This window comes from Paenibacillus cucumis (ex Kampfer et al. 2016) (assembly GCF_019748695.1).
Lineage (GTDB): Bacteria > Bacillota > Bacilli > Paenibacillales > Paenibacillaceae > Paenibacillus > Paenibacillus polysaccharolyticus.
The window spans coordinates 21,365-46,666 of record NZ_JACLIC010000030.1; the positions used below are offsets into that span (position 1 = coordinate 21,365).

At 46.1% G+C, this 25,302-nt stretch carries 18 protein-coding genes; 7 read left to right on the forward strand and 11 right to left on the reverse strand.

The window, feature by feature from the left end:
* Positions 1-79: 79 nt before the first annotated feature.
* Together H7T88_RS18420 and H7T88_RS18425 are read right to left on the reverse strand one after the other, a co-directional pair.
* Positions 80-1,792: a DUF11 domain-containing protein gene (locus H7T88_RS18420; RefSeq protein ID WP_221789726.1), complete on the reverse strand. Its 1,713-nt coding sequence runs from the start codon at positions 1,790-1,792 to the stop codon at positions 80-82.
* A complete protein-coding gene (locus H7T88_RS18425; RefSeq protein WP_221789727.1) occupies positions 1,789-8,502 on the reverse strand; it encodes a CLIPPER-2 domain-containing protein in 6,714 nt (2,237 codons plus the stop codon). The genes H7T88_RS18420 and H7T88_RS18425 overlap by 4 nt, the downstream gene beginning before the upstream one ends.
* Before the next feature lie 502 nt (positions 8,503-9,004).
* Here H7T88_RS18425 and H7T88_RS18430 point away from each other — a divergent pair.
* Positions 9,005-9,853 (forward strand): GGDEF domain-containing protein, encoded by an 849-nt coding sequence (locus H7T88_RS18430; RefSeq protein WP_312027635.1) that lies wholly within the window; start codon positions 9,005-9,007, stop codon positions 9,851-9,853.
* A gap of 123 nt (positions 9,854-9,976) precedes the next feature.
* Here the strand turns inward: H7T88_RS18430 and H7T88_RS18435 are convergent, their stop codons facing one another.
* Together H7T88_RS18435 and H7T88_RS18440 are read right to left on the reverse strand one after the other, a co-directional pair.
* On the reverse strand, positions 9,977-10,513 hold the full coding sequence (locus H7T88_RS18435; RefSeq protein WP_423246146.1) for a hypothetical protein: 537 nt from the start codon (positions 10,511-10,513) through the stop codon (positions 9,977-9,979).
* A gap of 81 nt (positions 10,514-10,594) precedes the next feature.
* Positions 10,595-12,235: a diguanylate cyclase domain-containing protein gene (locus H7T88_RS18440; protein WP_221789730.1), complete on the reverse strand. Its 1,641-nt coding sequence runs from the start codon at positions 12,233-12,235 to the stop codon at positions 10,595-10,597.
* A gap of 306 nt (positions 12,236-12,541) precedes the next feature.
* Between H7T88_RS18440 and H7T88_RS18445 the strand changes: the two genes are divergently transcribed.
* From H7T88_RS18445 to mnhG, 6 genes are read left to right on the forward strand one after another with little or no spacing between them, the layout of a single operon-like run.
* The gene (locus tag H7T88_RS18445; protein WP_221789732.1) at positions 12,542-15,496 is read left to right on the forward strand and encodes a Na+/H+ antiporter subunit A; all 2,955 of its coding nucleotides are present in this window, start codon (positions 12,542-12,544) and stop codon (positions 15,494-15,496) included.
* Position 15,497: 1 nt separating this feature from the next.
* Positions 15,498-15,836 (forward strand): Na(+)/H(+) antiporter subunit C, encoded by a 339-nt coding sequence (locus H7T88_RS18450; protein ID WP_090920602.1) that lies wholly within the window; start codon positions 15,498-15,500, stop codon positions 15,834-15,836.
* Entirely contained in the window at positions 15,829-17,307 is a 1,479-nt protein-coding gene (locus tag H7T88_RS18455) for a Na+/H+ antiporter subunit D (protein ID WP_221789734.1), read from the forward strand. The genes H7T88_RS18450 and H7T88_RS18455 overlap by 8 nt, the downstream gene beginning before the upstream one ends.
* A gap of 6 nt (positions 17,308-17,313) precedes the next feature.
* Positions 17,314-17,790 carry a Na+/H+ antiporter subunit E gene (locus H7T88_RS18460; protein ID WP_090920607.1) on the forward strand — a complete coding sequence of 159 codons (477 nt, stop codon included), beginning with the start codon at positions 17,314-17,316 and terminating at the stop codon, positions 17,788-17,790.
* Complete coding sequence (locus H7T88_RS18465) at positions 17,790-18,074, forward strand: Na(+)/H(+) antiporter subunit F1 (RefSeq protein ID WP_090920611.1); 285 nt, start codon at positions 17,790-17,792, stop codon at positions 18,072-18,074. The genes H7T88_RS18460 and H7T88_RS18465 overlap by 1 nt, the downstream gene beginning before the upstream one ends.
* Positions 18,058-18,450 carry a monovalent cation/H(+) antiporter subunit G gene (gene mnhG / locus H7T88_RS18470; protein WP_145330250.1) on the forward strand — a complete coding sequence of 131 codons (393 nt, stop codon included), beginning with the start codon at positions 18,058-18,060 and terminating at the stop codon, positions 18,448-18,450. The genes H7T88_RS18465 and mnhG overlap by 17 nt, the downstream gene beginning before the upstream one ends.
* 333 nt (positions 18,451-18,783) lie before the next feature.
* On the opposite strand, the gene H7T88_RS18475 is transcribed toward mnhG, so the two are convergent.
* The 7 genes from H7T88_RS18475 to H7T88_RS18505 form a co-directional block, all read right to left on the reverse strand.
* The gene (locus H7T88_RS18475; protein ID WP_260511004.1) at positions 18,784-19,902 is read right to left on the reverse strand and encodes a rhamnogalacturonan acetylesterase; all 1,119 of its coding nucleotides are present in this window, start codon (positions 19,900-19,902) and stop codon (positions 18,784-18,786) included.
* A 142-nt stretch (positions 19,903-20,044) separates the two neighbouring features.
* Entirely contained in the window at positions 20,045-21,064 is a 1,020-nt protein-coding gene (locus H7T88_RS18480; RefSeq protein ID WP_221789737.1) for an alpha/beta hydrolase family protein, read from the reverse strand.
* 172 nt (positions 21,065-21,236) lie between these two features.
* Entirely contained in the window at positions 21,237-21,938 is a 702-nt protein-coding gene (locus H7T88_RS18485) for a hypothetical protein (RefSeq protein WP_221789738.1), read from the reverse strand.
* Positions 21,939-22,028: 90 nt separating this feature from the next.
* Positions 22,029-22,949: an ABC transporter ATP-binding protein gene (locus H7T88_RS18490; RefSeq protein WP_154958780.1), complete on the reverse strand. Its 921-nt coding sequence runs from the start codon at positions 22,947-22,949 to the stop codon at positions 22,029-22,031.
* Positions 22,950-22,982: 33 nt separating this feature from the next.
* Positions 22,983-24,671: an ABC transporter ATP-binding protein gene (locus H7T88_RS18495; protein ID WP_154958781.1), complete on the reverse strand. Its 1,689-nt coding sequence runs from the start codon at positions 24,669-24,671 to the stop codon at positions 22,983-22,985.
* A complete protein-coding gene (locus tag H7T88_RS18500) occupies positions 24,671-24,832 on the reverse strand; it encodes a hypothetical protein (protein WP_186811692.1) in 162 nt (53 codons plus the stop codon). The genes H7T88_RS18495 and H7T88_RS18500 overlap by 1 nt, the downstream gene beginning before the upstream one ends.
* Positions 24,829-25,299 carry an SPASM domain-containing protein gene (locus H7T88_RS18505; RefSeq protein WP_221789739.1) on the reverse strand — a complete coding sequence of 157 codons (471 nt, stop codon included), beginning with the start codon at positions 25,297-25,299 and terminating at the stop codon, positions 24,829-24,831. The genes H7T88_RS18500 and H7T88_RS18505 overlap by 4 nt, the downstream gene beginning before the upstream one ends.
* Positions 25,300-25,302: the final 3 nt, after the last annotated feature.

Sequence of the window (25,302 nt, forward strand, 5' to 3'; positions counted from 1 at the left end):
GTTTGTGTAATGTCATGACACCTTTTTTTCGGTAAGTTCCTTCGTATATATTCAACTTGTATTCACTTCCCATCATCTCTTACTCATCCTGAGCTTCAACCAGTATGGTATATTCGTTCGATCTAGTCTCTCCTGAGCGTCGTTGTGCATTCCACTCATACGTGTAGAGGGCCGTCAAGGTCCCTTGCAGAATACCCGTTTGCTCAGGAGCAAGTTGAACAAGATAAGCAAATTCTTTTACCGATCCTGCGCCGAGCTCACCAATGTGAAGATACCTTGGAGTCGAATATTCGGGGACATTTAACTGCATCGGACCACTCTCCTGCCCCACCCATTTAGCTCCCTGAGGCAGAATATTGCCCAACTGCACGCGTGCAGGCAACGAACCCGTATTACTGACACTTACGTTGAAAGTGACCGTGCCTCCCTGCTCAACAATAGGGGGAATTACCTCCACATGAACCTGAATAACAGGCAATCTGACCTCCAGAACAGCTTCATTTGAGATAAGTCTGCGTTGAACTGTACGAGAATCCGGCAAGCGGAATGTGTATAGTAATACGGCGCGATTCACATAACTGTGTTGCGTGGAAATCACTGCCCCAGCCACTTTGTTTTCCACCTGAGCCTCAAATTGAATATGTAGCTCGGAGCGGGCCGTTAATGTGCCCAGGTTTATCCCTGTATTGGGGTTCGAACCTGGACGTTTGACTCCGTTCCAGCTGAGACTACCTTCAACAAAGACTAGCGCCGCAGGCAAAACATCCTGTAGTTTGGCATCCACCGCATAATTGCTTTGGTTGGACACGGTGATATGATATTGCGCCGTATCTCCTGGTGTCGTTATTACAGGTGAGACCGTTTTGACAACAGAAATTTGAGGTTCAACAATAATCAGTGTGACCACATTGGAATATACAACTTCTTGTTTCCCCGTAGTAATGTATTTTAGGACAGCTTCACTTGATAATTGATCCGGCGCTTGCGAACCTGTCACCTGGGTTACAGTTACCTGTACTCGATACTGCACTCGAACCACACTTCCTGGCCCAATATCACCAAGATCAATTCCGGCATCCGGTGTGACTTGTGGTGCGAACATATCGTTAATCGTCACACTTGCCGGGATAAAGATGGCACCTTGGGGTAACCTCACTGTTAATACGGCATCTGTCACCGCGGCAAACCCCGGATTGCTCACCAGCACCGTATACATCAAGATATCTCCAGCAAACGTGTTGCTTCGGTCCACTTGCAAACTTACTTCGAGCCGCGATGTTTCGATACGAACTTCAACAACGTTGGACTTTTCCGTCCCGTTAACCGTTCTGCTGTCTGTTGTGACAAACTCATATTTCACTTCCGCCTGGTTCAATAGCGTGAGATTCTCAGGCACTCGCACAATAACGACTTGAAAATGATAGGTCAGCACTGCACCAGGCGCTATTTCTGCCGGAGGTAATCCCTGCGCGGGAGAGACTCCTGGCAACGGGATGCCATTCCTCAGCACGCTGTTCGGCAGAAGCGAAGTTTCCTGAGAGAGCGGGTCTACCACACGGACAATTGCTGTGCGGTTTCCCGTGTTTACAATCTCAATCTGATAAGTCAGAGATTGGCCCAAGGCTGCTGTCGTTACATTGCATTGTTTGCTTACCTTGAGCCTGGGGCCGATCCATGGTGTCACAACGGTGTTGGAATAAGCCACCTGTTCCAGTTCAGTCGTACCCGAGCTGAATCGAACCAGGGACTGATTCTTTAACCAGTGGGACAACGTACCTGGAATTTCGCTCATATCACCACAACCTCTACATTGAATGTAACTGTAGTAGAAGCTCCAGCAGCAATGGAACCTAAAGTTATACCCGTATTCGGATTACCCGTCGGTCTCGCCACACCGTTCACGACAACGCTCCCCGGCACAAATACAGTACCGACAGGTACCGGGTCGACCATGACCACGTTGTTCACCGTTTCGATGCCACTATTGGTCACAACTACCGTATACGTGATTACATCACCAACGACAGCATCAATCGCACTAGTGCTCTTGGCAACAACTACATTTGGAGCTGATACAGGAATGATAAGTACATTGGATGATACCGTTCCCGATAGGACGCGACCGTCTGGCGGACTAAACGTATAGTTTGCGACTGCTTGGTTGCGGAGTTGCTGATTTTGAGGCAACGAATCGACTGTTACGCCCAGGGTGACCGTAACATTTACAGAGCCACCAGGAGGAATATTGCCTACGACGATACCCGTTTCGGGATTAGCCCCCGGCTGCGGAACACCATCGATCAGAACGCTGTTCGGGAGAAGCACCGCACCGGTTGGAATGTTATCTGTTAATGTAAGATCGGCAACAAGGTTACCGCTGTTGTTAATTGTAAATGAATACACGATGTCGTCACCAACCGTAGCGTTGGATGTGCTTGCTGTTTTGGAAACGGCAATAATGGGCTGATAGATTGGAGTAACAATCGTATTGGAATACGCTGCTCCGGAGAACACACCTGATGTAAAACTTACGGAAGACTGGCTGCTGACTTGCGGCGGTGTCGGAAGTGAGTTAACACGGACCGCGTAGGATACCGCAACCGACTCTCCAGGAGCCAGCGTACCGAGTGCAATGCCAAGTGCCGGGTTTGCCAAAGCCCGAGGTATGCCGTTAACCAGTACACTTCCCGTAACAAAAGTGGTCGCCGGATCAATCGGGTCTGTCAGGACGATATTATTGACTGGGTCTATACCACTGTTGGTCACAACCATCTCATAAACAATGGTGTCGTCTACGACGGCATCTGTGGAAGTTGTTGTTTTCACAACAGTGACATTCGGTGCAGAGACTTGAATAATCAGAGCGTTTGAAGTAATGCTTCCCCCAAGTGTTCTGCCATCCGGTAACGTGTACGTAAAGGTTGCTGACGCCTGATTTGTAATGGACTGGCTTACGGGTAGCGTTGTGATGACGATTGAAAAAGTGACGATGGTCGTGGTGGAGACCACACCAAGTGAAATTCCAGAAGCAGGGTCAGCGCCAGGAGCCGATGCCCCATTAATTACGACACTGTTCGGCACAAACTCTGTACCGGCAGGAATCGTATCCGTCAGTGTCACAGAAGCACCATAGTTTCCGGTATTTGTGACAGCAATGCTATAAATTACCGTATCCCCCACCGTGGCAATAGCTTGATCCCCTGTTTTGACTGCAGCCAAAATAGGCTGATATACCGGGGTCGATACTGTATTGGAGAACGTAGTCGCAGAGAATGCTCCTGAGGTAAAACTTACCGTTGATTGATTGTTCAATACTGCCGGTGAAGGCAGACTCGTCACACTTACACTAAATACAACCGTTACGGTAGCTCCAGGTGCAATGGAACCCAAAGTAATGCCTGTTGAAGGATTTGCATTGGGACGAAGCACTCCATCCACAAAGACACCGCTAGGCGCGAGTACTGTACTTGCAGGCAAAGCATCGGTAAATATGACATTGCTGACATTGGCGATTCCATTGTTGGTCACTGCAATGCTGTAGGTTACGATATCACCCACAGAAGCGGCTGTGGACGTGGTAGATTTAATAACATTTACGTCAGGAGCCGACACCGGGATTGTCAGTACATTAGAGAGCACGGATCTGTTGATAGTTCTCCCATCTGGCAAGGTGAACGATAAAGCAACCGAAGCCTGATTCACAAGTTGTTGCGGGCTTGGAAGTGTGTCTATGACAACCGAAAAAGTAATCGTCGTTGTCGCCCCGGCTGCAACCGTCCCGGCTGGAATACCCGTTGTCGGACTGGCAGCTGGCAGTGGCTGACCATTGACGATAACACTGTTCGGCACAAGCACTGTGCCTGCTGGCAAATTATCGGTCAGGTTAATCTGCGCTCCATAATTCCCCTGATTATTCACACTAATCGTATAACTGACCGTATCACCTACGGTGGCATTCTGAGTACTGGCTGTTTTCTGAGCGACTAATACGGGCTGGAATACCGGAGTTAAGGCGGTATTCGAGAACGTTGTACCCGAGAATGTTCCGGAAGTGAACGTAACCGTTGACTGATTACTCAACTGATTATTCGTAGGGATTCCGTTAACAATGACGCTAAATGTAACGGTTGCCGTTCCGCCTGGCGCAAGGGTACCTAGCGGTATTCCTCCTGACGGACTTGCTGCGGGTTGTGCCACACCATTTATCGTTACAGTGCCTGGAACAAATGAAGCCCCTGACGGAATCGGGTCTGAGAACTGCACACTGTTCACAGGCGCAATACCGCTATTAGTCACCAATACGGAATAAACAATAGTGTCACCCACGGTTGCAGCTGTAGATACCGTGCTTTTAGCTACACTTACGTTAGGCGATGAAACCGGAAAGGTAAGTGTGTTGGACGTTGCTGTTCCTGTCAACGTTCGCCCGTCAGGCGGCGTAAATGTAAACGTCGATGAAGCAAAATTGCTAAGTTGTTGCGGAGATGGCAAAGAATCCACAGCAACCGCAAACGTTACAATGGCTGTTGCCCCTGCCGCTACAATGCCTACCGGAATACCAGCACCTGGCGTAACTCCCGGCTGTGGTACACCCGAGACAACAACACTATTAGGCACAAGGGTTGTCGCTGCCGGGATCGTATCCGTTACGGTAACATTGGCTTGCAGATTTCCGGTATTGCTCACCGTTATCGTATAAACAACGGTATCTCCCACGGTTGCGTTTATGGTGTTTGCCGTTTTGACTAGTGCAATTTGCGGCTGTATGACAGGGGTCTCTGTTGTATTTGACAATGATGAACCCGAGAAGGAGCCCGAAGTAAAGCTGACCGTCGACTGATTGTTAATCTGGGAAGGGATCGGCATAGTTATCCTCACCTCAAAAGTTACGGTAACTTCAGCTCCCGGGGCCAAAGTACCGATTGGGATGCCGGCGGTCGGATTGGAGAGCGGTGAAGCAACGCCGTTCACCAGGACACTTCCGGATATAAATGGGGTGTTCGTAGGCAGCGGATCGACAAAAATGACGTTGTTCACAGCGGTGGTTCCATTATTTCGAATCACAGAAGTATAACGGATCACATCTCCAGACACCGCATAATCAGCGTTATCCGTTTTAACAATGCTGACGTTCGGCAAAGACACCGGGATCGTAACCGTATTGGATGGAACAAAACCCGCAATAACTCTTCCGCTCGGCAGTGTATAGTTGTATGAGGCAACTGCCTGGTTAATTAACTGTCTGGGATTAGGCAGACTTGTGACGGTTGACAGAAAAGACAGCGTCACGGACGCTCCGGCAGCCAGTGTTCCCAGACTGATTCCTGTATTCGGACTCACGCCTGGAGCCGGGTTTCCATTAATCAAAACACTGTTTGTCACAAATATGGCTCCGGCAGGAACCGGATCGGTAAGGGTAACGACTGAAGGAATATTGCCGGTATTGGTAATTTGAACATTGTAGTTGAATGTGTCTCCCACCGTCAGACTTGACGTACTTGCTGACTTCAGCACTTGAATGACCGGTTGATAGACGGGGGTGTTCACGGTCACTGATGAAGACACACCATTAAAGCTGCCTGAAGTAAAAGCGGCACTTGCCCTGTTGCTCACGACACCTGATGAGGGAATAGCAGTAATTCTAGTCTGATACGTCACTGTGATACTAGCGGAATTACTTAAAGTCCCCAAGGCGATACCTGCGACAGGACTGGCATTACTTTGCACCACCCCGTTCACTGTAACCGTTCCCGCTATGAATTCGGAGCCGGCTGAAGGTATGTCGGAGAGCACCAGATTTTGTACAGCACCCCCACCAGCGTTTGTGATGACAACCCTGTATGTGAGAGCATCTCCAACTGTGCCATCTGTTGTGTTTACTGTTTTCGACAAGCTAATATTAGGTGCCGAAGCAGGAATACGGACGATATTGGAACTGGAGCTGCCAGATAGATTTCGGCCACTTGGAAGCTGATAGGTGTAAGTGGAGAACCCCTGATTTTCTAATACAGGTGGAGAAGGAATAGTAGTTAATGTTGCTCGGAATATTACAGTTGCGCTTCCTCCAGGCAAAATACTTCCCAGTGTAATCCCCGTCAGTGGACTTGTTCCTGGTCTGGCTGTGCCGTTAACCGTTACTGAATCCGGCACAAATGTAAGGCCAGCCGGGATCGTATCTGTCACATTGACTTGAGCCGCAATATTCCCTGTATTGCTGACAACGAGTGTATAAGCAAGCTGATCTCCCTGTGTTGCATTGGTCTGACTTGCCGATTTCACAATGTTAATCACTGGCTGATACACGGGTGTGGTTATTGAGTTGGAATTTGAAATGCCTGTAAATGCTCCTGAACTGTAAGACACAGAGGCCCGGTTAAGAAGTGATCCTCCTGTTGGTACGGACTGCACACTTACTTGAAAAGTCACCGTTGCGGAGGTCGCTGCATTTAATGTTCCCAGAGCGATTCCGCTGGCGGGGTTAGCTGACGGCACACTTGTCCCCCGAACCGTGACACTTCCAGGGACAAAGTTCAGCCCTGTTGGAAGACTATCTGACAATATTGCATTCGTGATTGGCTGTATGCCCCCGTTGGTCGTGACCACTGAATACGTGAAGGTCTCTCCGACAGCAACATCCGTAACCGTTGCTGTTTTGAGAACCGTCACATTCGGCAGAGTTACCGGGATGGTTAGTGTGTTTGATGCCGCTGAACCCGTGATGGTTCTTCCGTCTGGTGAGTTAAACGAATACGAAGCAGTCGCCTGATCAACCAATGTGGGTGGTGTTGGCAGGTTGGTTACCAGCACTTGAAACGTAATGGTTGTCACACTCCCTGCTGCCAGTGTACCCAAATTGACACCCGCAGCAGGATTGGCTCCTGCCACCACCGTTCCATTGACACGGAAACTACCAGCTACATAGGAACTGCCAGCTGGGATATTATCAGCAATCGTCACACTTGCTCCTACATTTCCTCCATTCGTCACCTGAAGCGTATAGGTTACCTGATCCCCTACCGTTGCATTCGTGGTATTTGCTGATTTTACGATAGAAAGGTTCGGTGAATATACAGGAAGCGTTGAATTATTGGAAGGAATAACCCCACTAATCACCGGACCACCAGCAACACTCTGAAAAGTAAATGCGGCATTTGCGGAATTGACGAGTTGTAAAGTGCTTGTATCGTTTGTAATCTGAGCTCGGTAAGTAACGACAACACTGCTATTGAGCGCCAAAGAGCCTAAAGGTATACCTGATGTCACATCCAGTGTTGGCCTTGAGACACCCCCTACCGTAATGCTTCCAGGTACAAATGTTAAACCGGCAGGTAGCGTATCCGACAGAACCACACTAGCTGCACTAGCCGAGCCACCATTCGTAATGGTCGCTGTATACGTGACTGTATCTCCGGCAACTGCGCCCGTTGCTGTAAATGACTTCGCCACCGTAATCCGTGGTGCGTTAATATCGACCTGAATGGCGTTACCATTCACGATGTACGCATCGCCAGATGTGGTAAGTGTCAAGACGGCTGAAGACTGATTGTTAATCAGCCTTGCTGACACATCCACATTGGTAATATCCCAGCCCTGACGTCCCCCGACAATATTCGTTCCGGGTGCTCCATTGATCTGGTTGCGAGTTCCAAAGGTACCTGTCGTATTCAGGGCACCCGTATCTCCATTAATCTGTGACGCAAAAAAATTGGCCGCTAGATTGTTGGGCCCGGACAAGGCAACTGAAGTTGCGGATGTCGCTCCAAATAACGCCTGATCTCCTGTGCGGTTCGCATCCCCCTCCTGCGCACTGAACAGCGCTCTGCCCCCCAAAGCTCCTGAGATGGGTGTTGCAAAGCCTGTAAGCGTCGTAACAACCGGTGCCGAACTCGCTTGAACCAGTACTCCTCCCGCACGTAAAGACATGTTACGAAAAGGTAGATTTCCATTTTGATAAATAACGCCCAGCGTCCAGCCTGCATGATTCGCTGTAGCATCATTGGTAATCACAATCGTTCCTACGACTCCCCCGGTGACATATGTACCTGCTCCCCCATTTTGTACAAGGGTGGTAACGTTAGCCGATCGGACATACCCCGCTGCGTTGTTGCCAAGGTCAAACTGATTATATGTGGCCGGATCAGGCGTAACACTGGTTGTGCCCGCAGGGGTAGTAAACGTAACCGGGTTATTGATTGCCGAACTGAGGTTAACCGTCCCGTTAATATAACTTCCGCCCCAGATCAACTCCGCATAAAGAACAGTACTTCCCGCAGGCAGAACCAGAATCGCTGCTGAACTGTTGCTTTGATACAGACTGGTTGTACCTGCCGGGTACGTTCCATAAGTGGAAGCCGTATTAATCGTTGTAAATCCTCCGATACTGTCTTGCGTCCCTGGCACTCCTGCCGTGTCAGAACGGCTTAGTCCAAGTGTATTGCCCGTGAACGTAATTGCACCTGTAGCGTTGACAGTTGAACGAACGACAAGAGGAATGGATTTCACCTCCCCTTCAGCGGAAAATGGGAATTCTGCAACAGAGCCTGTTATCAGTCTATGATGCAAAGTCAGGGAATTTGTATGTCCACTTCCGAAAGTTTGGATATTCATTGGATTATTATGTAAGGTTTATTATCATGTTTAAAATTTTATCCCTTGCGTTTTGCCGATTCTATCTTATAATCTACTTATACGAGAGCAATCTGTCGTATCATTTTGATGCAGTCAGCGGTGATTTATGAACAGTTCAGCAGAACATAGCAGACATATTCCAAGAGAGTATGAGATCAAGCATTCCAAATGGTTACGTAAAATGCTTCATGCTTATTGGGTCGTTGTTATTGTACATTTCTTCATTCAGATTGGTTCTTATCTTTTTTTGAAATATGATCGCACTCTCCAGGATTTCATAGTAAACGTCCTATTTTGGCCCACAACTCTAGCTATTTTTTGTATTTTACTCACCAGTTATATGGATCGAAAATTTCCTTCCTGTTCGTTCCATACGATGTCCGTAACCAGTACAGTGATCGCCTGGACCATTATTCATGTCAATTACGACATTCGGATCATGCCGGCCATATGCCTATTACCGATTTTTGCCTCTGTGTTGTTTTTTGACAGCAAACGCGTTTGGTTCATTTTTTCATTACAAGTGGCAGGATATGGTCTTCTACTACTTGACCCGGTGTATCGTGCATATCTTAGCTCCTTTGACATGGTTTCCATTCCGATATTTCTGATCCTGGCCACCTATGTGGCACAAATCATTGTGACTACCGGCATCGAAGTACTGGACGATTTGCAGACAAGCATGAACGCCAAGGAAGACCTTATCGTCAGAAATGCCATCATTGCAAAACAGTCTAAAACAGACGGGTTAACGAACCTTTATAATCAGAGCTCGTTCAAAGATTATTATGAGAAGGCATTTGAGTACGCCAATCTCGGGATGAGTCTGCATTTGGCGCTAATCGATATTGATGATTTTAAAGTGATCAATGATACGTATGGTCACCGTGTGGGCGACATCATTTTGGAAAAGGTGTCCTTGATCATTCAGGAGAGCATCACGGCTAGTGACATTGCTGCGCGGTATGGCGGTGAAGAATTCGCTTTGTTAATGTTCGAACAATCCTTCGAACAAGCTTATGATCTGGTTGAGCTTATCCGGCAAAAAATTTCATTAATGGGCCATCTGGAACTTGGGGGTGCTTCCATCACCGTAAGTATCGGCCTCAAAGGATACAACCTTGATTTGAGTAAAGATAAGTTGTTTGAAGATGTGGATGCTTGCCTGTATGCTGCCAAACGTACTGGTAAAAATAAAACTGTAACCTCACTCGTTCCAGCATGATGATTAATGAGAAAGTAAATTGAAAAAAAAGTTGTGTGGTGTACACCCTGTCAAAAGGATCACCACACAACTTTTTTTGTTTTCATACGAATCTGCCTGTTTTTTTGAACTGTGGTTCTTTCTTTATTCTGTTGCCCACTCCCAGCGATGGCGATATTGCTCCAGCCTTGGATGGACCTCGTCAGACTGACCGTCAATAATAATGAGGCGAAGTTCCTTGATCCAATCGGTAAAGGAGTCAAAGGATGCCCATTGATTAGCCATTTCTAAAGTCATATACAGAAAAAGAGGTGACGGGTATTCCACTTGAATATGTCTTAAGGCTGTATCAATCGGGGTATACTTTTTGCGCTTCCCCTCTAGTCCTTCTACCCGGATTGGTGCAGATGCGTGATCACGCCGCCATTCGTGAAGACGATCCTCTCTCTTGTAAAAGGATTGTACCGCGTCTCGGCTCATTCGTTTTACCGTGCTTTCATGTAATGGGTAAAGCACTAGCTGCTTGAAAGCTCTTGCATTCATAATCGTTGCTGCACGCTCAAGCTGTTCGTTCGTTACGTTCTCGAACGAGTCGTAGAAGATCAACGTGCCCTTGCGACTAGGCTGAACAGGCTCATAGCCAAAGGGTACGTTTGCATATTTTCCAGACAAGCGCCCCACCTCCCTTCTCAATTACCTCACTGTCCATGCATACCTGCCTTAATGCTCAAGTGACTCCCCACTTCATAGTACTATTATATGCTAACCCTCGTTTTCCAACTCGGAATAAAATGTGACTCTGTTCTTGCCGGCACGTTTGGATCTGTAAAGTGCCTCGTCTGCCATTCGAATAATCTCACTCGGATTGTTGCTATTTGTCGGATACTCCGCTCCTCCAATACTGCATCCAATATGAACTCGCTCATACTCAATAATGAATGGTTTGTTCAGAGTTTGAATAATATCTTGCGCATACTCCATCGCTTCCTGCCGCGGATCATCCGAGGCTGAACGAAGCACAATCAGGAATTCGTCACCGCCAAGCCGAACCGTTATACCATCCTCATGACTTAGGGCTGTAAGTCGCTGAGCAACTTTTTGCAGTAAAACATCCCCCGTCTGATGTCCCAGCAAATCGTTCACACTTTTGAAACCGTCCAGATCCAGATAGAGAAAAGTTAACGTATGATCCTCGCTCTCCATCTCCAGAGTTTCCTCAAGATACGTCTCTAGGGCTGTGCGGTTCTTCAATCCGGTCAGCTGATCATAGTTTGCAAGATTCTGCATCACAACCAGTTCTGAGTCTTTGTTCATGATCGAAGAAACCATGTTTCGTAGTGACCGTGACAATGCCTCAATTTCCTTCAGCCCTTTGGTCTCGGGGATGTCAATATTCTCTCCTGCACCAAGACGATCTGCAACACGGGTTAGTCGAACCAGTGGAGCCGAGATGAGTCTGGAGAGAAGCCAACCAATCGGCGCAAACAAAAGCATCACAACGATGCCCGCACCGATGTTAAACCACATCAGATCAACAACGGAGGAAAAAGCTGCCGATTTACCCTGACGGATGATAATGGTCCAACCCAGTCCCGGATAATCTTTATATCCCTGGCTATAGGCTAAACCGGTAACATATTCCTTGCCATCCGGCCACTTTTCAGTGGACCAGCTGCTTTTACTGTTCCGATGATTTTCAATCTCTTCTAGTGCAAGTGGTTTACCTACCCACTCTTTGGGGCCGAGAAGCACCGTGTGCTCTTTTTTGCTAACGATAAAGAATTCAATATCCTTCTCCTCACGTTGTAAGGGAACGAGTACGGAAGCCTCGACTTCTTTGGCCCACGCCCAACTGAGATGTGCTGCTAATACACCACGAATCTGTCCATCACTATCCTTAAGCGGGAAGCTGATATCCACAAATTGCAATGGCTCTCCCGATGGATTAGGCAATAGTTTGGCGAGCAGCACCGCATTATGTACGTCTCCAATAAATTTACCCTTGATTCCTTCCTGGTACACAGGCCGCTCCGATAAATCTTCGCCTAAAAGTATTCCGTCTGTAGCGGCTAGCACTTTTCCTTTTGGATCCATGAATCCAACCCATGAAAAAGAGGGGAAACTATTTTGCAGCTGATCCAACAGCATTTGAATATCCTTGTGATTAAATTCATCATTCATAGATGCCATGTTGCCCAAAAGATTCATTTCACCAGAACGAGAGTACATGAAACGATCCAGCTTGTCCACGGTCTGTAGAGCCGTGCTTTCCAGAGAGTGCCCAATTTCGGTTTCCACCGCATCAAATGATTTTTGGCTGAAAACATATCCAATGGTTAAGATAACAAACAGAGATAACACAGCGAAAATGACGGTGAGCACCGTTCTAAGTTTAAATGACATAATTCCTCCTGCACATACGGTGAACCGCTCTTACAATCTCAATCATCCACAGCTCTGCGCTGCAAAATGATAAGAAATAGCTCTCACTTATTTTGAATTATATCGGTATTTTAGTTTGCATTTTTAATATATGCACCCATACAAAATTTACCCGAAATCACAACCGAGTTTCTTCCATTCAAAGAATAGTCACGATTCTGTATATACAAACTTGGGTTATGAATAGAGAGAGCAAGCATATCCTTAAAGGATTGCGCCTGTATGTCACAGAGAGAATAACGAGAAAAACATTGGGGGTGTAATTATTTGAGCCTGCTTCACATTGCTGTTATTTTGCCTTTTGCAGCTGGCATCCTACTCGCATTGATGCACAGACTTTTCAGTAAAATTCATCTGGGATGGCTGGTACTCGTCGTACCGGCATCGTTATTTGTTTATTTTGCAAGCCAGATTACTGCCGTGTCCCAGCGTCACCCGGTATCCGGACAGATTCCCTGGATTCCGTCCCTGGACATCGGATTTAATCTATATTTGGACGGACTGAGTCTACTGTTAACGTTGCTGATCAGCGGGATAGGCGTGCTTGTCGTCTTTTATTCCATCTTTTATATGAGCAAAACAGAAGCGTTAAACCGTTTCTATCTCTACTTGTTAATGTTTATGGGCGCTATGCTTGGCGTCGTATTATCAGATAATATGATCGTGCTTTATGGGTTTTGGGAACTCACCAGCATTACGTCATTTCTGTTAATCGCCTTTCACTACAAGCGTAAAGCTTCCACATCCGGTGCACAAAAATCGTTCCTGATTACGGTTTTTGGCGGATTCGCCATGCTTGCCGGATTCATGTTGATGTACCTGATGACAGGTACATTCAGTATCCGTGCTACCATTACCGAGTGGGGGCATATTCAGGACAGCAATCTGTTCTTGCCGGCTCTAGTTCTTATTCTAATTGGAGCGTTCACCAAATCGGCACAATTCCCGTTTCACATCTGGCTGCCTGATGCCATGGAAGCTCCCACTCCAGTCAGTGCATATCTGCACTCCGCCACCATGGTCAAAGCCGGGCTGTATGTTGTTGCCCGCTTCACACCCATCTTCGGTGGACAGGGACTCTGGTTCTGGCTTGTAACTGGCGTCGGACTGCTCACACTGGGTTACGGATCATTTTTAGCAGTGAAGAAAAACGATCTCAAGGCCATTCTTGCGTATTCCACCATTTCACAACTTGGTCTGATTATGTCCCTCTTCGGGATCGGATCTGCTGCTCTCTATTTCGGATATGGTGAATCCTCTGCCATGTACACCGTAGCAATCACTGCTGCACTGCTCCATTTATTCAACCACGGTACCTTTAAAGCTGCTTTATTTATGGTCGCCGGCATTGTAGATCATGAGACAGGTACACGAGATATTCGCAAGCTTGGCGGGCTGGCAGCATTCATGCCCATCACATTCAGCCTGGCGCTAATCGGTTCACTAGCCATGGCAGGCATCCCGCCCTTTAACGGATTCCTCAGTAAGGAATTGTTCTTTCAAGCGATGGTACAGATTACAGATCTCCGTATTTTTGGAATGGGCTCCTGGAGTATTTTACTACCTGTCATCGCGTGGCTTGCCAGCGTTTTCACACTGATCTATGCCCTGATTTTTGTGTTCAAAACATTCCTCGGTCGTAGCCGAAGTGAGCTGCCTGCCGAGAAATTACATGAAGCGCCTATCGGCCTGCTCATCCCACCGCTCCTTCTGGGCGCGCTGGTCATCGGTTTTGGACTCTTTCCGGATATACTCTCCGGTTCATTGATCGAACCAGCAATGGCTGCCGTTCTTCCTTCCCTTCTGAATGGGAATGAACGCTTTGATGTACATTTCTCCCTATGGCATGGCTGGACTCCCGAATTGTTCATGACCATCGCTGTTATTGTGCTAGGGGTCATGCTATACAAGTTACTGCCACGATGGAGGAATATTTATGAGCATTATCCGCAGGGATTAACGATTAACAATATGTACCATGTTGTTCTTGACAATGTACAGCACTATGCACGGAAGTGGACAGAAGCCTACATGAACGGCTCCGTCCGCAATTATCTGGTTTATATTTTCTCATTTACCGTTGCGCTGCTCGTTTACGCCTTCTTCCGTTCTGGTGAAAATATTACCTGGAATGTGCAGGATAATGCACCCTACTCATTCTACGAAGTCGTGTTACTGGTTACGCTGATTGCAGCTGCCATTTCCATTCCTTTTGCCAAAAATCGATTATCTGCTGTCATTATGACCGGCGCTGTCGGCTACCTGGTTACACTGCTGTTTGTCCTGTTTCGGGCACCCGACCTTGCGCTGACGCAGATGATTGTGGAGACGGTCTCCGTCGCATTGTTCCTGCTCTGCTTCTACCATCTACCCGAGTTACAACGCGGCAAGTCCAGCTCCCGCTATCTCACAGTGAATGCAATTGTTGCTGTTTCCGTTGGCGTTGTGATGACATTCGTAGCACTCGCTGCAAGCGGCACAGTATCTTTGGACAGCATCTCGGCTTTCTTTCTTCAGGAAGCCTACAGTTCCGCGGGTGGTAAAAATGTCGTAAACGTATTGCTAGTGGATTTCCGAGGTTATGATACGTTACTTGAGATTATGGTTCTTGGGGTAGCCTCATTGTCGATCTATTCCATGATCAACCTGAATCTCGAAGCGAAGGATCTCGGAGCCAGATTGAAATTTCGTAAAAATGAGGAGAAGAAGGACGAAGAACCCGAACTCGACGATGAAGCGGACAACACCAAAAAATACGGAAACCGCGAACGCAGTACATTGTCCTGGGACACGGTTCCTTTGCAAAGTAATGATGTTTTGTTGCAAACCACCACGAAAGTGGTTGTGTTTATCATTTTAACCTTCTCCATGCATCTGTTCTTTGCTGGTCATCATAATCCTGGCGGTGGTTTCATCGGTGGACTCGTCACAGCAGCAGCCCTGGTACTTATCGCTCTGGCTTTCAGCACGGATACGATACGCAAAGCGCTGCCCATCGATTTTCGGAGTTTGACAGCCATAGGCTTAGGCATAGCTTTGCTTACTGGTGCAGGTTCATTCCTCTTCGGTGTTCCATTTCTCAGCCAGACGTTCGGATATTTCGAACTGCCTCTGCTGGGCGAAACAGAGCTTGCTACAGCCATGCTGTTTGATCTAGGCGTGTACCTCGCTGTGCTCGGCGTCACCATGACTATCATTTTACAGATCGGGGAGGATCGTTGATATGGAAATTTTGATGTGTGTGGCCGTAGGCATTTTGTTTGCGGTTGCCGTCTTTCTAATCTTGTCACGGAGCCTGCTCCGTATCGTACTAGGCATGTCCATTCTCACACATGGAGTGCACCTGTTGTTAATTACGATGTCACGTCTCAAGACGGGCGCTCCTCCACTACTGGGAGAGATGGCGGAGAAATACGTCGACCCGCTCCCTCAAGCGTTGATATTAACGTCAATTGTCATCAATTTTGGTCTGACAGCCTTCTTTTTTGTCCTTTCCTACCGTTCTTATCTAAAGCTGAGAACGGATGATATGGAAGAAGTAAGGGGGCGTCCATATGAATAATCTTGTGGTTCTGCCTATCCTGCTTCCACTGGTCACGGGCGTGATCACTCTGTTGTTCTTCCGTAAAATCAATATACAACGTTTCTTTAGCGTGATTGGTCTGTTAGCCACTGCAACGGTCTCAACCATACTCATCACACGTGTTGCCCAATCTGGCGTATTGACACTCAATATGGGTGGCTGGAAAGCACCTTATGGAATCGTACTTGTTGCCGATATGGTCGCAGCGTTGCTGGTTGTTGCTGCTTCCATCATTGCGCTGGCTTGCCTGCTCTATGCTTTTCGAAGCATCAACAAGGAGCGGGAGCAACATCACTTCTATCCGTTCTTTCATTTTTTGATTGCGGGCGTGAATGCATCGTTTCTAACCGGGGATCTGTTCAATTTGTTTGTCAGCTTTGAATTGATGCTGATCTCTTCTTACGCTCTCATTGTACTCGGAGGCACGGAAAGACAGCTGCGTGAAACGATTAAATATGTACTGATCAATATCGTGTCTTCTGCCTTATTTGTCGCTTCGATCGGCTTTCTGTATTCCATAACCGGTACGCTGAATATGGCTGATTTGTCGGTACGCATTGCTGAAGTGGGACAGAGCGGAGTAGTCACACTGATTGCAGTTCTTTTCTTGATCGTATTCAGCATTAAGGCGGGCTTGTTCCTGTTCTTCTGGTTGTCCGGCTCTTATGCAGCTCCGCCCGCCGTCGTTACCGCGTTATTCGCCGGTTTGCTCACCAAGGTTGGCCTGTATGCCATTATGCGGACATTTACGTTGATCTTCTATCATGATCCAGACTTCTTTAATGCTCTGATCGGCTGGATGGCTGGTGCCACAATGATTTTGGGTGTGATTGGAGCGATCTCCTACCGTGATGTGAACAAAATTTTGATCTATAATGTCGTCGCTGGCGTAGGTTTCGTCGCGTTTGGTATGGCTGCTGCCAGCCGTAGTGCTCTGGAAGGATTACTGTTCTATATGCTGCATGACATGTTGATCAAAACACTGCTTTTCCTGCTCGGCGGTGCTCTCATTGCTGTTGCGGGAACTTCCAGGCTTGATAACATGGGTGGACTAATCCAACGTTATCCCGTGCTGGGATGGATGTTTTTCATCAGTGCGCTTGCGCTTGCGGGTCTGCCTCCGTTCAGTGGATTCCCGGGAAAATTGATGCTGTTTGAGGGCGGCTTCGAAGCCGGATTATACGGTTTAACTGGTGTTGCTGTTCTCTCTAGTCTACTCATGCTGTATTCGGTACTCCGCATTTTCATTCAGGCGTTCTGGGGTGAGCCTCCTGCAGGCATGGCAAGACGTCCCTATGCAGTGAACGGACTGCTGATTCCTGCCGGAATTCTGTTTGCTTTTATCATCGTCATGGGTCTGGGGGCTGAAGGTATGTTTCAGCTCACGTCTCGCGCAGGTGATATTCTGCTACATCCCAACATTTATATTGATGCCGTATTGAAGGAGTAGATGTCTATGGCCTTTCAAATTGTACTCAATCTCATCATTGCCTTTGTCTGGATGTTTTTGAATAATGCCTGGAATGGCGTTGGTTTTCTCATTGGATATATGCTTGGATTGCTCCTCATCGGAGGCATGCGACGTTTCTTCCCGCAACGCTTCTACATCGTTCGAGTCTGGGCTATCTTCAAATTGATCGGATTGCTGTTCAAAGAACTCGTTCGAGCAAGCATTGAGGTCATTCGAGAGATTATCAAACCACGACTAGACATTCGACCAGGCATTTTCACCTATCGCACACAGTTATCTTCGGATTGGGAAGTGACACTGCTGTGTCTGCTGATCTCATTGACGCCAGGTTCACTGCCGCTTGAAATCTCGGGGAATCAGCGTAAGCTTTTCATCCATGCACTGGATATCAAAGATGAAGAGAAACTGCGAAACGATATTCAGAATACGTTTGAAAAAGCAATCATGGAGGTGACACGTTAATGTTATCCTCACTACTGTTTATCTCACTGCTCATTCTATCTCTAGCGATTCTGGCCTGTTTGTATCGTGTTCTTCGCGGCCCGTCCATGGCTGACCGAATTACGGCTCTTGATACGATCGGTATCAATGTCATTGCCATCGTAGCTGTACTCTCCATGATGCTGAAGACACAGGCTTATCTGGACATCATTTTGCTGATCGGCATTCTGGCTTTTCTAAGCACAGTCGCATTTGCACGTTATATTGAACGAGGGGCGGTGTTTAAAAATGAAGGAGATCGTTAGTGGCACCGCTGAAACGGGAATTGGGTTACTGGTGTTGCTTGGGGCCCTCCTTAGTGCACTCAGTGCCTTCGGACTTCTTCGTCTGCCTGATGTATATTTGAGAGCCCACGCTGCCACCAAAAGCATGACACTAGGCGTGTTTTGTGTACTCAGCGGTGCATTTTTCTTCTTTTGGTATTTTGACAACTATATCAGTGCTCGCCTACTGCTCGGCATATTGTTTGTTTTCATCACTGCGCCTGTTGCGGGGCACCTGAACGGCCGTGCGGCCTACCGCACCGATGTACCTCTCTGGGAGCAAAGTGTGCAAGACGAACTTGAACCGTTGTTAAAAGGAAAAAAGATGAATCACGAAGCAAAGGATATGATGGAGTAGCTTATATAGAGGCTAAATTAAGAGGTTTACACTGGACACTCCGATGACAGAATAACCTTCCGATCGCTGTTATCTCCGGATTTTTTTTATTCCCTTTTCCAAAGGGGAAAATCCGGTGATAAAGGCGAGCGCTTCGCTTCTTCAGGTTTTTTCTGTCCTCTCCGTTAAAGTGTAAAAAATAATTCAACTTATATAGTGGCGAAATATAATACAAACAAATCCCCGAAGGATGCATCGCTCTTAAGCGGCTTTCCTTCGGGGATTTCTTATACAATCTAATATGGTGTGCATACTTCGATACAGAGTGAGTGTATTTATAAAGTCACTATTTTATCAGAAACTGTTTAAGCCTTGGCGTTTCAGATCTGCAGCCACGATTCGAGCAAGCTGTGATGCCCCTTGCCGATTCGGATGCAAGCTATCGCCATTCATGTATAGAGCAAGCGTAGCTGCCGGCCCAATGGAAGTGAAGTATGCCGAGCTGAGCTTGTTCAGATCCACGAGTGTTACTCCCTCTTCCTGTGCCAGTGCACGCGTAGACGCGTTATACCAACGGTTCTCGGCTTGATGCACATTGGCTGAATTAAAGTCTGTTGCCCGCCCTTGAGGTGTCGAGAGAATAACGGTTGCGCCTTTATTTTTCGCCTGACGAACCATATCACGCATAATTTCTTTGAACTGGGCCTCAGTTGTATTGTTCTTGGCGTTTGTATCATTAATTCCGAGCTGTAGAATAAAATAGTCACCCGGTTTGATATACTTCAGAATCGCTTCCATCTGACCATCATCACGGAACCCTCTGGCAATCTGCCCGCTTGTGGCCATGTTACGAACCTGGAAAGTTGTATTGTTTACATAGTTAGGAAGCAACTGCCCCCAGCCCCCCTGTACGCTGCTACCAAGCGGATAATAGTTGCACACCGTTGAATCTCCACCAATATAGATCGTGCGATTCGTCACAGGCTGGTTGGACAGTTTCCGAATTTCAAGGGCACTTAACGTAAAAGCAGTACCCGCCTTCCCTTCCGTTACCAGCAGATTCAACTGTCCGTCTGTCACTGGAATCTGGAATTGATCGGTTGCACCATTGCCCGTCATATTCATGATCTGATAGACCCCTTCGGCTGCCACACTAGCTCTGGCGGTGTTACCCAAAGTCACTTTGACCTCATACAGACCATTCGGCAGGTCAACATTGAACGTATTATCACTTTTCGTACCAAATTTCAGAAATTGAACGGCATCACTTGCAACACCACTACCGGATGCGGAAACATTTTTCATATTAGCCGGAGTGTTGAAACCATAACCCCTTGCAGCTGTATAGGCCGTTGAGGCAGACACTCCAGTATATCCGTTCGCCACTGCTCCTGCGCCAAAATCGAATTTGTAATGATCCGATGCCGCCTCGGCTACATCTACTCTGTCACTTCCAAACCCAACCGCGATCATACTCGCAGCAAGTACAGTACATAACATCATTCGTAAAGAAGTTGACCATTTCATCATACAGTGCTCCTCTCGAATTCAAATGATAAGGTTTTGTACCCATCACATTCCAGATCATGATGAAAAATTACGGTTACCACTACGGTTACAATACCTGTTCAAGCCAATCATAAGCTTTTGCACCACTAATCTCATGTCCACCGTCGAAATAATCGGCATCCAGTGCTTGTCCTGCACCAGCATGCTCATAAATCATTTTCAACCGTTCGTGAGCCTCTCGTGCCGAATGTAGCGGAAATACAAGATCTTCACTTCCGATCTCCAGAAATAGAGGCCGCGGAGCAATCAGACCGATGATATCCGGCAGCTCTGCTTCCTGTAGAATCCCCGGAATGTAGTTGTCGAGGCAATGATTGCGATCCAGAATGCTGCCATGAAACGTACTTGCGTAACCACTGACCACGACCACTTTGCATCGTTCGTCCAATGCTGCTGTAAAGGCTGTAACCAGCCCCCCACCGGAGATGCCCATGCTTCCGATCCGCTCTGAATCAACTTCAGGTCGAGTGGATAAATAATCCAACACACGCGTTGTTTCATAGACCCGATGTCCTGCGAGCGTTTTACCCACCATAAGCAGATGTGCGGCGATCTTCGTACAGGAACTTGCGCCTGGCGGCGCCTCTCGATCCTCATCCAGTCTTCTGTCTCCAAACCCAAGCAGTTCTGGAGCAGCCACAACGTACCCACGCTTCACGAGCGCAACGGCAAAATCTTTGTGTAATCCAGGCTCCCCTGCCCGTGGCGAACCATCCGGCTCCATTCCGCAAATCTCCCGGCTCCCATAGCCGTGTCCATGACAAGCAACAATAGCAGGCCTCTTCATATCGGTAGCGCTTACATTATTGGGGATTAAAAGATAAATGGGCATCCGTAATCCCTCATACGTTGTGATCTCAATCCGCTCCCGGATGTAGCCATCACAAAAAGTTCGTTCAATCACTACGGGCTTTAAATCGGCAACCACCTCCGGTAATCCACCAAGTCGCTCCTGCACTCTCTCTCGCAATGAACTACGCCATGCTGTAAAATCCAAATCCTCGTGATAAACGGAGCGCCCTTGAAGATTGGTTTGTTCGTACAGGTATTTATCAATATCCTGCATTTGCTTATGTCCCTCCTGTTTGTAGGTGCTGTTCAATGGATAACTTGTTATTTCTTTGTTTTTTCCATTATAGAACTAAAAGTAAAAATAAGGAATCTCTTATGAACAAAAAATGAATTCCCACTCTTGATCAGATGAGAATTCATTTTAAAATTCAGACAGTATCAGTCCATTATACAACTTTTTCAACCTTAAATAATTTCATTAGAAATTGGGATAGAATCACTGCAATAATACAAATCATTCCACTGTAAGCCGCATAGCGAAAATCCAGAAAGCTGAAATCCATCCGAAGATAGTTAACCGCTGGAAATGCTGCGACAATGCCCACTAGAATTAATATTCTGAAAATCTTCAGTACGGTTTCACTTCCATTGGTAGCCCATACTATGGCATTGGCAATATACAAAAATGCAGCAATACACAAAATAATAGTCAGAGAAGAAGTAATCATACTAGCCGACCATACAGATCTAAATCCTAATAAAGTAAATATAACCCAGATGAGCGCACCATTAATAATAGCCATAGCTACAACACGAATTAGGGCAAATAACCAGACAGCAAGCATGATTTTACCAGGCTTTGAAACTACTGCAAGCAGAAAACTCAAGTTCTTTTCGGCCTTTTCTTTCGTGAAGAACTGGAGAACGTGAGGAATGCCAACATACAAAGCAAACACCAATGCAGATGACAGGAAACCTACAGCAATCAATGAATTTGTAAACATGGCACGATGTTCGCTTGTCTCATTTAACTTGTGCAGCAGCGGGACAAGACCATCTATGGTTAATCCCAGACTTGCTTCCAGTTCCCCCAGTTGACCGATAGTAAACACAAAGAAAATACCAAACATCAATACCTGCATGGTCATTGACCTTTTCCAATTAAGGATTTGTACATCTTTTCTTAATAACGGTAGCAAGTTTAGCCTCTCCTTTAATCAGACAGATTACTTATCACTTTAATTTTGTACAGCCGCTTGTTTAGTTGTTCTGTAAAAGTCCTCCAAAGAACTTTTCTCCTTATAAAATTCCTGAATTTCAACGTTGTGCTTCAATAGAATTTGTAACGGTTGTTTAATAACCTCTGATTCAACTGTAAATGTCACTGAGTGCTCATCATGATTCACGACTGTAATTCCCTCAATATCCTGAAGAATGCTTGCTACCTGGTGAGGACTATTGCAAGTTACGATGTACCGCTCCGTAATCCCGGTTATTTCCTCAAGCGCCTGATTTGCCACAATTCGGCCTTGATGAATCATAACAACCTGATCAGCGATTTTCTCTAAATCAAACAAATCATGGGAACTGATAAGGATCGAGGTCCCCTGCCTAGAACAGATTTCACTGAGTTTATCTCTTAGAAAAATTTTGGAATCCGGATCAAGTCCGTTGAAGGGCTCATCCAGAATCAACAGTTCAGGTTCGTGCACTAATTCACGTATTATCATAAGCTTTTGCTTCATGCCTTTGGAAAAACGCGAAACTTTTAACGCAGTCTTCAACTCAAAATGTTGTACAAGTCTATTAAAGCGTTCGTTAATCTTATCCTTATCCATTCCTCGGAGACGTGCAAAAAAAAGGACATTCTCCCAGGCAGACATTTCACCGTACAACCCACCCTCGTCAAAAACGATACCAAACCGGTTTCTATTCTTCTGGCTCATGTTATATGCCGGCTCGCCAAACATCGTACAGCCCCCTGCCGTTGGCGGGTATAGTCCCGTAATACAGCGAATCGTTGACGTCTTCCCCGCCCCGTTTTCCCCAATAAACGCGCAGATTTGCCCGGAATACGTAGTAATGTCTATATTATGGAGTACTTGGTTCCCTTGCAGACTCAAATTTAATCCACGTGTTTGAATGACCTGTGATACCATGATTTTCCCCCTCTAATTATGAAAACGAAGGTTTTAGTTTGATGTATAGCTGCTCTCCACCATCTCTCTGGATGACTCTCCTAAATTTATTTTTCTGCCTAAATAGAAAAAATCCGGATCATGGGAGATGATAACTAGAATTTTATAAAAGGATTCGTTCTCGATCATTCGAAGTACACTGTTCTTCATGACTGCATCCATGTTAGCTGTAGGTTCGTCCAGAATCACCACTTCTTTGTTCGCCAGCACTGTTCTCAAAAAAGCAATCATCTGTCTTTGCCCACCCGATAGATTAGCTCCTCCATGGGCAATTTCCGTACCCAGCGCATCTGGAAAATTAGAGATAAAATGTTGAAGCTCGTACTTCTCCAGCAATTCTCTCAAATAATGAAGTTGTTCTTGACGACCATTCGGGAGAATATTGTCCAGTATAGTCCCTTGGAACAAATAGGTCTTTTGTGATATGTAGGAAACTCTTCTGCGCAAATCAGATAACTTGAGACATGATATATTCATGCCGTTGTAAAGGATCGTTCCCTCATTCACAGGGTAAAGACCTAGAAGCAGTTTAACAAAGGTGGTTTTGCCCGAACCATTGGCTCCATTCAGAATAACGATATCGCCCTTATACAGGTTAATATTGATATGATCCAGCACAGGTCGCTGTTTGTTTCCGGAAACATAAGAATAGGAGACATTGTGAATGTCAACGAAATGAATAGGTTCCACAAGAACCTCGCTTCTATCAAACTCCTCATCCTTATTATCCATATACTCCCTTACTCTATCAATACTAACCATTATGGGATTTATAGTTACTCCGAAAGAAGCCATAGCTTGGACATTTCCCAAAACTTTTGCGAAGTAACCGGTGAAGGATACATAGTCGCCTAAAGTTAGTGTTTTTCCTAAAATCATGATCCCAGAGAACAGTAAAACAATAGCCCCGGACAATGAACTGATAAGTGCAGAACTTTCCATATAACCGTTAATATTTCGGTTTTGTTTCAGAATAGCAGTAATAACATGATCTGTTTTTTTATAAATCCGTGATATGTAACGTTGTTTCGCCCCCTGAACCTTAATTTCCTCTAGTCCATTAAGGGTTTCAAACACAACTCCGGCCATTTCAGCTGAGCTTTCACTCACTTTTCTTGTACTAGCACTCATCCGTCGACTGTACCAAACAGTAATAACAACATATACAGGAATAATTGCCAGAACAATCAGCGCCAGCTTCCAATGAATTCGGAAAAGAAGAACCACAGAGATTAGACCATCCAATACTCCGATGAGAATGGTAATGACAGATGGGGAAAAAAGACTCCCCACGCTTCCACTCTCTGAAATCCTGGACATCAAATAACCTTTATCATGTTGGTCAATAAACTCCATAGGCATATCTACCGTATGTCCGATCATTTTCATTCGGAGCTCGTTGGAAGCACGTGTTCCTGCTTTCACAAGATAGTATTTACCGATGAGAGAGAGAACGTATCTTATTAGATGTAAACATATGATGATAATGACCTGTTGATATAAAAAACTCACTGTGCCTTCCGGCGAAGAAAGATTGTCAATAACATTTCCTGTCATGAGGGGGATTGGCATGGCAATTAGAGATACCATGACCAAAGCTCCAAAAGACAGGACCAGAAGCAACCTGCTGCCCTCAAGATACGGCCTAAGGTACATAAGGTTGCTAAACAATTTTTTCATCATTAATTTTTGAACATGCCTATAATCATAAATGTCGCAATATACAGGACAAAAACGATGGCCAGAATCATGCTCATCCTGCTTTTGTTTTTGACCTTTTTATTGAGGAAAACGGTTAGTATACCTATAGCAACAATACTTAAAACCATAATTATATTGTTCATACCAAGCTCTCCTTTAAAGCCTGTTTACAATATACCTTGGAGGATAATGCTCCGCCTGCACTACTCTCAATAGCCCGGCAATCCGAACATGCATATCGAGAACTGCAACTTTGGCAAGAATCTACTTTATCCAGCGTATACGTCCAATACTCTTGATAATCTCGTTTATCAGCAATCTGTTTGAAAGAGTCTTTAAGCACATTGCCAATTTTTTCATTTCTCATCATTGGGCAAACCGTTACATCGCCGTTTCGAAATACAGACAACTTGCCATTTAAACAAGGATGAAAGTCGACGTTATGAAAAAAACTAAGATCGGTAAAACAGCTCTGAGCGCTCTTGTCGCTAAATAAAAGCTCATTATACACCGTGTCATCTCCGAGTTCATGAATAAAGCTGAACTGCATACCCAAAGGATTGAAGAGCTTATAGTAAGCTACCATCTCCTCTCGAAACATATAGTTCATTTT